The 12,203-nt window shown below is 42.7% G+C and carries 12 protein-coding genes; 2 read left to right on the forward strand and 10 right to left on the reverse strand.

Going from position 1 to position 12,203, the window contains the following annotated elements:
• Positions 1–144: 144 nt before the first annotated feature.
• Positions 145–495, forward strand: a complete 351-nt coding sequence (locus tag K6T91_08550; protein ID MCL6472842.1) for an STAS domain-containing protein — start codon at positions 145–147, stop codon at positions 493–495.
• 2 nt (positions 496–497) lie between these two features.
• Entirely contained in the window at positions 498–1,184 is a 687-nt protein-coding gene (gene nfi, locus K6T91_08555) for a deoxyribonuclease V (protein ID MCL6472843.1), read from the forward strand.
• Here nfi and K6T91_08560 read toward each other — a convergent pair.
• The 10 genes from K6T91_08560 to dnaA form a co-directional block, all read right to left on the reverse strand.
• Positions 1,162–1,380 carry a hypothetical protein gene (locus tag K6T91_08560; GenBank protein MCL6472844.1) on the reverse strand — a complete coding sequence of 73 codons (219 nt, stop codon included), beginning with the start codon at positions 1,378–1,380 and terminating at the stop codon, positions 1,162–1,164. The genes nfi and K6T91_08560 overlap by 23 nt on opposite strands.
• Positions 1,381–1,556: 176 nt before the next feature.
• Positions 1,557–3,002: an RtcB family protein gene (locus K6T91_08565; GenBank protein MCL6472845.1), complete on the reverse strand. Its 1,446-nt coding sequence runs from the start codon at positions 3,000–3,002 to the stop codon at positions 1,557–1,559.
• Positions 3,003–3,076: 74 nt separating this feature from the next.
• Positions 3,077–3,493: an archease gene (locus K6T91_08570; GenBank protein ID MCL6472846.1), complete on the reverse strand. Its 417-nt coding sequence runs from the start codon at positions 3,491–3,493 to the stop codon at positions 3,077–3,079.
• Positions 3,494–3,515: 22 nt separating this feature from the next.
• Positions 3,516–5,954, reverse strand: a complete 2,439-nt coding sequence (gyrA, locus tag K6T91_08575; GenBank protein MCL6472847.1) for a DNA gyrase subunit A — start codon at positions 5,952–5,954, stop codon at positions 3,516–3,518.
• 178 nt (positions 5,955–6,132) lie between these two features.
• Positions 6,133–8,031, reverse strand: coding sequence for a DNA topoisomerase (ATP-hydrolyzing) subunit B (gene gyrB, locus K6T91_08580; GenBank protein MCL6472848.1), 1,899 nt, complete (start codon positions 8,029–8,031; stop codon positions 6,133–6,135).
• Between the two features lie 118 nt (positions 8,032–8,149).
• The gene (locus K6T91_08585) at positions 8,150–8,680 is read right to left on the reverse strand and encodes a DUF721 domain-containing protein (protein MCL6472849.1); all 531 of its coding nucleotides are present in this window, start codon (positions 8,678–8,680) and stop codon (positions 8,150–8,152) included.
• Between the two features lies 1 nt (position 8,681).
• Entirely contained in the window at positions 8,682–9,773 is a 1,092-nt protein-coding gene (recF, locus tag K6T91_08590; GenBank protein ID MCL6472850.1) for a DNA replication/repair protein RecF, read from the reverse strand.
• A 135-nt stretch (positions 9,774–9,908) separates the two neighbouring features.
• Positions 9,909–10,109, reverse strand: coding sequence for an RNA-binding S4 domain-containing protein (locus K6T91_08595; GenBank protein MCL6472851.1), 201 nt, complete (start codon positions 10,107–10,109; stop codon positions 9,909–9,911).
• Positions 10,110–10,123: 14 nt separating this feature from the next.
• Entirely contained in the window at positions 10,124–11,218 is a 1,095-nt protein-coding gene (dnaN, locus tag K6T91_08600) for a DNA polymerase III subunit beta (GenBank protein ID MCL6472852.1), read from the reverse strand.
• Between the two features lie 194 nt (positions 11,219–11,412).
• The coding region (gene dnaA, locus K6T91_08605) for a chromosomal replication initiator protein DnaA (GenBank protein ID MCL6472853.1) at positions 11,413–12,203 on the reverse strand (791 nt) is incomplete at its 5' end.

Genomic DNA, 12,203 nt, shown 5'->3' on the forward strand with positions numbered 1-12,203 from the left:
AACAACTGTTAACTATACATACAATAGCCAGTTTACTAAATAATTTAGCGTATAGGTTTTACAAATATAAGCGGCGGGAATAAAATAAGTGCAGCTCCGTAGCTACACTGCTACGGTACCAGCTGGGGAGGCGGTCGTAAAGGTATGGAAATTATGCGCAAATCTACAGATGATACGCCGATTATCGAGGTAAAAGGTCAAATCGACTTGAGCAACTGCTACCGATTACATGATGCGATCAGTGATGAGATTGAAGATGGCAACTACTACTTGGTGGTCAACCTCAACCAGATAAGCTATATCGATAGCTCATGCCTCGGCGTACTGCTTGGTGGGTTGGAGAAAATCAAGAAAAGAAAGGGGGCTCTAGCTATTGTAGGCAACCCCCTTGTGGATCGAGTTTTAACATTGACTGGTCTGACACGAATTTTTCCTTTTCACTCCACAGTAAATGATGCCCTGGAGGACATAAAGAAGGCGAAGGCCAAATCTTAGATATGAAGGTATTAAAGCCGCATCCATGGCAAGTTTCAATCCACGAGGCCGCGGAGATTCAAAATCGGCTAAGACAGGAGATAGTTATATCACCAATTAATTTTGAAAGCATTAATTATGTTGCAGGTGCTGATGTTTCGTTCTCAAAATACTCCGACGATGTTTTTGCGGCCGTTGTCATCTTAAGCTATCCAGAATTAAGCGTAATAGAGGAAGCAACTGCATCCATAAAGACCTCTTTTCCGTATGTGCCGGGTTATTTAACCTTCAGGGAGGGACCAGCCCTTGTTGTGGCATTTGAAAAAATAAGGGTTGAGCCAGATGTAATCATCTTTGATGGACAAGGGATGGCACACCCCCGCGGCTTCGGTATCGCCTCACATATGGGTGTGCTCCTTGATAGGCCATCAGTTGGCTGCGCTAAATCGGTCCTTATTGGTAAGTATAAGGAGCCAGCCATAACCCGTGGGTCAACAAGCCCTCTGCTTGATAAAAACGGAAGGCAAATTGGCGTAGCGCTTCGAACCAGAGATAATGTATCGCCGGTATTTGTTTCTATCGGCAACCGGATTTCCCTTGAGGATTCTGTAAAGGTCGTGCTATCCTGCGCTCCGCGCTACCGCCTTCCAGAGCCAATAAGGAGGGCCCACAGCCTCTCAAATAAAATTAGGAAGGAACTTCTTCATTAAATATCTCAGGTGCTATTGCATCAGCTGGCAGGTCTCTTGTATGGATTTCCCTAATGCTATACAGGGGGATAATAAATTCTCCCTCGTGCGCCAGGTTAATGCGCACAAGATTTTCAGAAGGTGCGCCAAGGGTTACAGCTTCAGCAGGAAACTGCCTCTCTTCGCCATCAAAGAAAATTATTGTCGTGATAAGCAAGCGATCCTTCCTCCAATCGTAGAGGTTCACAATGCCTTATAAGCAATTATTCCCGATAAGTTTGAAGTTAAATCATGTGGGCAGGAAAGGTGGATTGTAAACCAATATAATAATAGAGTTGACAATCGATTTGCCAGGCACTAGACTTTAGGTTTCCTGGCCTTCAGATTTTACCTTTAGCCCTTTAATACACCAAGAGGGCGCGTCTTTGCGACTTTAGTTGATATTCCAGTCCGGTGGCAGACTTCTACTACCTGGCTTACATCTTTGTAAGCTGCAGGAGCCTCTTCGGCAAGAAGTCCCATGTTTCCAGCAACCACTTTAATACCTCGCGCCTCAAGTTCGCCTCGTAGTTCATGGCCGCGGATTTTCTTTTTTGCCTGGCTTCGGCTCATAACGCGGCCTGCCCCGTGGCACGTTGAGCCAAAGGTCTTCTGCATTGCACGTTCGGTGCCAACTAAGATATAAGATGCGCTTCCCATGTCGCCAGGCACTAAAACTGGCTGCCCCACAGGACGATATTTTACAGGAACAAGTGGGTGGCCAGGGCCAAACGCGCGGGTTGCTCCTTTACGGTGGACACAGACATTTTTGGTTTCACCGCCAACATTGTGTTCTTCGATTTTTGCGATGTTGTGGCAGACATCGTAGACGAGGTTCATCCCTAATGATTCTGCACTTTTGTTTAAAACCCTCTCAAATGATTCCCTAACCCAATGTGCAAGAACATGGCGGTTTACAAAAGCGTAATTTACAGCGCACGCCATGGCAGCGTAGTAATCCCTGCCTTCTTTTGATTTTATCGGCGCACAACCGAGTTGCCGGTCTGGTAATTCTATCCCAAGCCTGCTTACCGCCTTATCCATCACCTTAATATAATCAGTGCATATCTGGTGACCAACGCCCCGGGATCCGGAGTGTATCATTATTACGAGCTGACCTTCGAAAAGGCCAAATATACCGGCCGCTTTTCTGTCGAATATTTCGACGACTTCCTGTATCTCAAGAAAATGATTTCCGGCTCCAAGTGTTCCCACCTGGTCAAGGCCCCTTTCATAAGCGCGAGCGCTCACCTTATCGGGATCGGCACCACTAAGGCGGCCGTCTTCTTCCATATATACAAGGTCTTCTTCCCAACCAAGACCGCGGCCTACCGCCCATCTTACCCCCTCAGTCATAAGATGCGCCATTTCTTTTCGCGAAAGCCTTATTTTTCCGCGGCTTCCCACACCTTTTGGTACATTCTTTGCGATCTCGAGCATCAGTTTTTCTATCATTCTATTTGCTTCTTTTGCGGTTAGCTCGGTTTTCAGCAGCCGCACGCCGCAGTTTATATCAAATCCAACTCCACCGGGGGATATAACACCCGTTTCATAATCTGTTGCTGCTATACCACCGATTGGAAAGCCATACCCCCAGTGTATGTCGGGTGCGGCATAAGAAGCGGATACTATGCCAGGCAAAAAAGAAACGTTGGCCACCTGCTCGATGGCTTTATCCTCTTTTGCCTTTAATAGAAGTTCTTTGCTTGCATAAACAATCCCAGGTACCCGCATTCCAGGTTTGTAATCAACTGGAATTTTCCACACAAAATCAGATATTTGCTCTAGAGCATCTATCATGGCTTCCCCCACCTAAAATAAAAAGCCATCTGCTTATTTTTAAAGCCGATGGCTATAAGTTTATATTAAACAGCCTATACATCAAATATAACCTGAGCCGACCAAATATCATTGTGTTCAATTTTCAGCATGTGGTAGCTGCAGGCCTTTATCTGGGTTAATATTTGATGGCGCCCTAAATCAAGCGGCTCGCCGTATGCTACGGCGTGCAGATGGTATTCCCCGTCCCACTCAAGTATCTCGAAACGTTTGAAGACACGGTATCTTACCTCAAACCTATATAAAAGCTCGTTTAACCACTCAACAAGCAGACTTTCCCTATCCTCGGCCTCTACATAGACTTCCTCAGATAGAACCGATTTCACATTCTCAAGATCGGTTATTAGACTGAACATACCGATCGCAGCGTTTTCAAAAACTTCTTTCAAGGTATTACCGTAGGATCGTAAACCCACGTCGGCGGTATGTTCTAAAACCTCGAATGCCTGCATTTAACTCCTCTAAAAGCATTCTTTAGTTGCCATTGCCGCGGTTATTCTTGCTGCCGTTTTCCTCAATTTTTACCCGTCCCTTATTTTGTTCGGCGACTAGAGCTATCGTGCTTACCTTGTCGTTGTCGTTAAGATTCATTATCTTAACGCCCTGAGTGTTTCTACCCATTTGAGATATTTGTTTAACTGGCGTTCTTATTACGATGCCTTCGGTTGAAACAACCATGATCTCATGGTTCTCCTGCACCATCTTTGCCGCTGCGATATATCCGCGACGGCTGGATACCTCTTTCAGAGTTTTAACACCTTTTCCGCCGCGACCCTGGAGCGGGTAGTTGCTCATCGGCGTCCTCTTACCAAAGCCGTTCTCGGTCACGATTAAAAGGTCGGATTCGTCCCGCGCTATTTCTATTGCAAGAACCTCGTCATCCTTTGCCAGCTCCATTCCTTTGACACCAGTTGCCGTCCTTCCCATCGGCCGAACATCGGTCTCACGAAAACGAATCGACATTCCGTTCTTTGATATAAGAATTATGTCATCCAAGCCTCTGGTAATTTTTACGCCTATTAACTCATCACCCTCGCGCATGGTTATAGCTAGGATACCATCTCTTCTTGACGTATCGTATTCTATAAACGGTGTCTTTTTGATCATGCCGTCTTTTGTCGCCATTACCAGGTACTGGTCTTCCTCAAAACTACGAGTTGAGATGACTGCGGCTATTTTTTCATCTGATGCAAAGGGCAGGATATTTACTATCGCCTGTCCTCGAGCGGTACGTCCGGCCATAGGAAGTTCATGGGCCTTAAGTTTATATACCTTACCCTTATTAGAGAAGAACAAGATATAGTTATGAGTTGACGCTATAAATACGTGCTCAACAAAATCGCCCTCTTTCAGGTTCATGCCCGATACGCCCTTACCACCGCGGCCTTGCTGCTTATAAGTGTTTATAGGAAGACGCTTTACATAGCCGGAGTGGGTAATGGTGATTACCATATCCTCCTCGGCAATCAAGTCCTCGATCTCTATCTCTGCAGCCGCACTCATGATTTGGGTGCGCCTCTTATCCGTATATTTATTTTTTATCTCTGCAAGTTCATCCTTAATAATGCCAAGAAGCACCTTCTCGCTCGCCAAAATACTTTTTAGATATTTAATTTTTTTCAAAAGCTCTTTGTGCTCATCTTCAAGTTTTTGCCTCTCAAGGGCAGTTAATCTCTGCAGGCGCATGTCAAGAATTGCCTGCGCCTGTATCTCTGTTAAGGCAAATCTTTTAACCAGTTTATCGCGTGCCTCATCTACCGTCTTTGATTGGCGAATAGTCTTTATTACTTCATCAAGGTTTTTTATAGCGATGAGTAATCCCTCGAGAATATGCAGCCTATCCTCTGCTTTTTTGAGCTCGTATTTTGTGCGCCTTGTTACAACATCCCTCTGATGGTCTATGTAATGTTTAATAACCTGAGGGAGAGTGAGAATTTGCGGCACACCATCAACGAGTGCAAGCATAATAACGCCAAAACTGACTTCAAGCTGCGTGTGCTTATATAGCTTATTTAAAACAACTTGGGCTATCGCGTCTCTCTTTAATTCAATAACAAGGCGCATACCAGACCTGTCCGACTCGTCCCTGAGGTCTGTGATCTCAGTGAGCTTTTTCTCTCGCACAAGCTCGGCGATTTTTTCGGCCAGTTTTGCCTTGTTGACCTGGAAAGGTATTTCCGAGATAATGATGCGCTGTTTGCCCTGCTTTGTCTGTTCAACATGCGCTTTGCCTCGGATTTTAATGCTGCCTCTCCCTGTCTTGTAAGCCTCCTTGATCCCATTCCTTCCCATAATAATGCCGCCGGTCGGAAAATCGGGGCCTTTTATATGCTTCATCAAGTCCTTTACGGTAATCTCAGGATCATCAATCATAGCGATCACCGCATCAATTACCTCTCCCAGGTTGTGCGGCGGTATTTTGGTTGCCATACCAACTGCGATACCGTCGGAGCCGTTCACTAATAGGTTTGGAAACCTTGCCGGAAGCACCATTGGCTCTTCGAGCGTTTCGTCGAAGTTTAAAACGAAGTCAACCGTATCTTTTTCGATGTCTCGAAGCATCTCTGCGGCAAGCTTAGATAATCTTGCTTCGGTATAACGCATGGCCGCCGGTGAGTCGCCGTCCACCGAACCAAAGTTACCGTGCCCATCTACAAGCTCGTTGCGCATCGAAAAATCCTGCGCCATTCTAACCAGGGAGTCATAGACTGCCGTGTCGCCATGCGGATGGTACTTACCTAAAACTTCTCCAACGATACGGGCGCACTTCTTATATTGCGTACCCGGGCGAATTCCCATGTCGTGCATTGCATAAAGGATACGCCGGTGTACCGGCTTTAACCCGTCTCGTACGTCTGGCAAAGCACGACCATATATAACGCTCATCGCATAGTCAATGTATGAGCTTCGCATTTCGTCTTCTATTTCGATTGTTTCAATTCTGCCTGCAATGGCTTCCACGTTTTCTTTCTCCTTCTAAAAGTGTTTCTATATAGATTTATATATTTTAGACTTAGCCGGAGCTTGTTGATTATATGACCTATTAGCATTTAGCTATCAGTTTTTACTGATTGCCCGCATAGCTAAGCACTTAAATATCCAAGAAGCGAACACTTTTTGCGTGTTTTTGTATAAATTCACGCCTCGGTTCAACTTTGTCTCCCATAAGTATAGAAAATATTTCATCCGCCACTATGGCATCCTCCAGGTTAACGCGAAGCAGCGTCCTTTGTTCGGGGTTCATCGTTGTATCCCAGAGCTGCTCTGGGTTCATCTCGCCGAGACCTTTATATCTTTGAACGTTTGCATTTTTGTTTAATTTCTTTAAGTATTCCTCCAATTCTCTGTCTTTGTAGAAATACTTTGTTAGCCCGTCATGGGTAACCTTATATAGCGGCGGCTGTGCTATATATATGTAGCCCGCTTCAATCATTGGGAGCATATACCTGTAAAAGAAGGTGAGAATCAACGTCCTAATATGTGCTCCATCAACATCGGCATCGGTCATGATTATCACCCGATGATAGCGCGCATTATTTATATCGAAATCCTCCCCGATACCGGTTCCAAGCGCAGTTACAATTGCCTGTATCTCTTCGCTTGAGAGTATTTTGTTTAATCTCGCCTTCTCAACATTTAATATCTTGCCTTTAAGCGGAAGAATCGCCTGAAAACTTCTATCTCTTGCCTGTTTTGCAGAACCTCCAGCGGAATCGCCCTCAACCAGATATAGTTCAGATAGTGCTGGGTCCTGCACTGAACAATCGGCAAGTTTCCCAGGAAGAGAGGTGTTCTCAAGAAGCCCTTTTCTTCTTGTTAGTTCCCTTGCTTTCCTTGCCGCTTGCCTTGCCCTTGCCGCCTGAATTACCTTATTTACAATCAATTTTGCTGTCTGTGGGTTTTCTTCTAAAAACTCGTCGAGTTTACTTCCAACGGTGCTTTCGACAAGTCCCCTCATTTCGGTATTACCGAGCTTGGTTTTCGTTTGCCCCTCGAACTGAGGTTCACGGAGCTTTACACTCACGATGGCCGTGAGTCCCTCCCTGATATCCTCACCAGATAGGTTTTCTTCTTTTTCTTTTAGAAGACCCTTTTTTCTCGCATAATCGTTTATCGTTCGCGTCAGGGCTGATTTAAATCCCGAAAGGTGTGTACCCCCCTCGTGTGTGTTTATATTGTTGGCAAATGTGAAGACGCTCTCGGTATATCCGCTGTTGTATTGCATAGCAACCTCAACTTCGCCTTCACCATTTTTGTTTTCAAAGTAGATGATCTTTTTATGCAGCGCTTCTTTTGAACTATTCAGATGCTTTACAAAATCGATAATTCCGCCAGAATACTTGTATTCAACTCTCTCGTGCGGTTCAACCCGCTCATCAATTAATTCAATTTTTAGATCTTTGTTTAAAAAGGCCATCTCGCGCATTCTCTGGCGGATGGTATCAAAGCTAAAGTTTATCTCATCAAAAATATCTTTATCTGGCAAAAATGTAATGGTTGTTCCTGTTTTCTTTGCCTTGCCAACAACCTTTAGTTCTCCGGTCGGCTTTCCATATGAAAATGATTGCCTGTAAATATGGCCGTCTCTTTTTACTTCGACAGTCAAACTTTCCGAGAGGGCATTTACAACCGATACACCAACGCCGTGAAGACCTCCAGAGACTTTGTAGCCCTCGCCGCCAAATTTACCTCCAGCATGCAGTACAGTTAAAACAATCTCCACAGCTGGCTTGTTATATTTAGGGATTATGTCTACTGGTATACCGCGACCATCGTCGGTTACCTCAATCATGTTTCCTGGCTTTATTTTTACGGATATATTTTTACAGTAACCAGCAAGTGCCTCATCGATACTGTTGTCCACTACCTCATATACTAGATGATGTAGGCCTCTTGGTCCGGTGCTGCCAATATACATACCGGGTCTCTTTCTTACCGCTTCTAAGCCCTCTAATACTGTTATATCTTTAGCGGTATACGTAGCACTCAATAGAATCCCTCTCTTCTACAACATCACATCATTGTACGCAAACAAACGGCTTGTAAAGCCGTTTGTTAACTTAAATATTATATCATATCCGGATAACTTTTTGTTGCTAATATCGGGTTCACCGTGCTCTTTTGCGCCTATCTAAAACTTTTTTACCAATCGCATCATGTGAGCCCTTTTTATTGCCGGTGCGCAACCTGTTTAGCTTCCTATCTTTTATTAATAGTCTTTGCAGGTGTCTCTTTAGTTCATCTTCATTTATTTCACTGGTTAGCTCCTCTATGTATTTTATTTCCTCGTCATCAAGTACTATTGAATCCAAATTAATAAACGCGCTGTCTTCTACCTGCGCTTCAAATGCCGATTTTGACCCATGAACAAACCTTATTTCATGCACAACCTGTGCTCCTACGGATTCGTTTATGCGCTTCTTAATATTATCTGAGAGGACCTTTAATTCATTTGCCCAAGAGGGATTTTTAGTCTTTATGAAGAGTATTCCACCTTTTATTTTTTGCGGTACCGCATTATTCTTAACGGCAGACCCTACAATCTCTTCCCATGCCGAAAAAACCTTTGACTCAAACAGAGCAGTTTTTAGTACGTTACCATCGCCTAGTTGGTAAAGCATGTCACTTAACTTTTCCATATCAGGTAATCCTTATGATATTTGTATGAAGCAAACCCATCTCTTTCAGATATTCCACTTGCGTGCTTGTAATTATCGCCTGCGTTTCTGTTCCTATTTGATTCAGAAACGCTTCTCTTCTTGAATAATCAAGTTCTGACATAACATCGTCGAGGAGCATTACCGGGTGATCCTTTGTAAGCTCCGCTATAATTAAAAACTCAGCCGTCTTTAAAGCAAGAGATGCGGACCGCTGCTCACCCTGAGATCCATATTTTCTAAGATCAACTCTGTCTACGTATATACCAACGTCGTCTCTGTGCGGGCCAACTAGCGTCTGCCCCCGCTCGACTTCAGCTTTTCTCTTTTTTGTAAGTTCTGTTAAAAACTTCTCTTTAAGTGTTTCAATGTCTTCACCCTCTGGTGATACTTGGCTCTCATAAGTTAGCGATAAGCCAGTTTTTATGCCGGCTATCTTTTCATATGACTCGTTTGCATAGCCCTCAAGCTTCTTAATAATTCCTTGTCTTGCCATGATAACTTTTGCGCCAGCACCGGCTAACTGCCTATCCCAGTAATCAATAATATCTGCTCTCATATTGCCTATGTAGACCTTCTTTAAGAGCATGTTGCGCTGTCTAAGTATCTTTAAATACTGACTTCTCCAGTAGTTATAATCAACCTTTGTTTTACCAAGCACCTCATCTAAATAAGCACGGCGATACTCCGGTTCTTCTTTTACAATCTTTAAATGGTCCGGCGTAAAAATAACGGTAAGAACAGGTTTTTCTAATACCTTAATTTTTTTTATCTCGACTCCGTTTACCTTTATTTGCCTGCCACCCGTCCGAAAAATAACAGCCTCTATTAAAACTTCTCTTTCTTTGCGTTCAACAGATGCTTTAATGTAAGAGAAATCCTCATTCCATTTTATTAACTCTTGGTTTACGCTGGTTCTATGGGACTTGCCATTTTCTAAAAAATATATCGCTTCCAGAATGTTTGTTTTTCCTACTGCGTTTCTGCCGACTATAAAGTTTAGACCTTTAATCAGATCGATTTGATAAGCCTCGTAATTTCTAAAATTCTTAAGCTGAAGCTGTTTTATATGCATAATTGTGAACCAATATTTGTAGTAGGGTTTACAATATCTCTTTTAAACCTTTATAGATATTTATAGCTGCCAGTTATCAGCTTTTTATTATCGGCTCTTCTTTATTTACCGACAGTGATAGCTGATGGCTGACAGCTATTTAATCTTTACTTCCAGCGAGACGCCGTCTATTGTCACGACATCCCCTTCTTTTAGTTTATAGGACCTTCTTTTTTCAATCCTATTATTAACCTTTACTTCACCGTTTTGTATTTTTATCTTCGCCTCGCCACCGGTTGAAACCAAGCCTGAAAATTTCAGAAGCTGGTCAAGCTGTGTTCCCGGCCTTACAACTATATTTCTCACAAATCCTATCCTATTCTTACCGGCATAGCCAGGTATAAGAAATCTTGCGCGACAGCTGGTCTTATGATACCCGGCTTAAGAGGACTGTTTAATTCTAAAAAAACCTCTTCTTCATTAATAGAACTTAAACCATCGATCAGATATTGGGCGTTGAAGGCTACCTCCATCTCTCCACCACTTGCATTCGCATCGATATATTCAAGCGCTGAGCCAACATCAGCGGTCATTGCAGATACCTGAATCTTTTTTTCTTCTACCTTTATTTTAACTAAAGCGTTATTATGGGCCAACAATGAAACTCTCTTAAGAGCAGATATCATTCTATCTCTATTTAATTTTACCCTTATATCGCAGCTATCTGGCAGCAACTGCTTGTATGGAGGAAAATTTCCTTCGATAAGTCTTGAGACAATCGCCACGTTTCCAAAACTAAAATATATCTGGTTTTTTGTAAGACCTATCTCAATAGCTTCATCGCCGCAAATCCTTGCGACTTCATCCATACACCTTGCTGGAATAATTACATTGATATCGTCAGCCAGGCCTTCTACTGAAGATTCATGCACTGCAAGACGGTAGCTATCGGTTGTAACCATTGTCAACCTACCTTTATCAATGGTTAACAAAATTCCGCAAAGCACTGGCCTTGTTTCATCTTTTGAAACTGCTTTTATAACTTGCTTTACCGCTGCTGAAAATTTTTTACCACCAATAGTTATTTTTTTCTCTGAATCAAGCTCTGGAAACCTCGGGAAATCATCAACAGGATAGGTATTTATGTCAAAAGATGCAGAACCGCAAGATAATTTTACGCTACCGCTTTTTGCGTCGCTATAGATATCGACTTTAGCATCGGGGAGATTTTTTACAATATCACTTACCAATCTAGCTGGAATTACAACCGGGGTATCGTCTTTTATTTCAACTGCCAGACGGTACTTTATAGACAGTTCAAGGTCAGTTGAGCAAAGTTCAACATGACCATTGTCGATATTAAATAATATCCCAGATAGAATAGGAAGTATACTTTTTGCCGATACCGCTCTTTGGACAATTTGTAGGGCAGAATTAAGATCGCTTTGAGTAAAGCTTATATTCACTTGAGCCTCCTTTTGCTCTTTATATTAAATAAAGAAATGTATAGTAGTAATAGTAGGCGTTGTAAAATCTGTAAAAAATCGCTGTTAGCACATATAAAACGATGAATAAACTTGTTAATTAACAGCTTTAAAAGCTGTGTAAAACTTTTAATAAATAAGCGATAAACATTTACTAACAGGGTTATTAACAGCTTTTAGGTCTTTTGTTTAATACGGTTTGTTAATTCCTGGACCTGATTATAGACCTCTCTTTGAGTATTTATGATTTTACCGATTTTTGAATTTGCGTACATGACGGTAGTGTGGTCGCGTCCACCAAACTCCTCGCCTATCTTTGGAAGACTGAGGTCTGTAAGTTCTCTTGCTAAATACATTGCTATTTGTCTTGGATATACAACCGATTGAGACCTTTTATTGCCGATAAGCTGAGATTTAGATATATTAAAGTACCGGCAGACTTCGGACTGTATAGCTTGGATAGAAATTGGACGGCTAGCTCTATCCGGGAAGATATCTTTTAATACGTCTTCGGCTACAGAAAGGGTTATTGGCACCTTATTTAGAGATGAAAAAGCGACAACACGAATAAGAGCACCCTCGAGCTCACGGATGTTTGATTGGATCCGTGAGGCAATAAACTCAAGAACATCTTTAGGTATAGTTATTTTGTCTAACTGGGCTTTCTTATCTAAAATAGCAATGCGTGTTTCAAGGTCAGGCGGTTGTATATCGGTGATTAAACCCCACTCAAATCTTGACCTCAACCTGTCTTCAAGGGTTGATATATCTTTTGGCGGCCGGTCGCTTGAGAGAACAATTTGTTTGTTAGCTTCATAAAGCGTGTTAAACGTGTGGAAAAATTCCTCTTGTGTCCCTTCTTTATTTTCGAGGAATTGGATATCATCGACGAGCAGTACATCATTATGGCGGTAGCGCTTTTTAAATCCGGCAATTTTATCTTTATCACGGATGGAATTTATAAAGT

The organism is Bacillota bacterium, assembly GCA_023511485.1.
Taxonomy (GTDB): domain Bacteria; phylum Actinomycetota; class Aquicultoria; order Aquicultorales; family Aquicultoraceae; genus CADDYS01.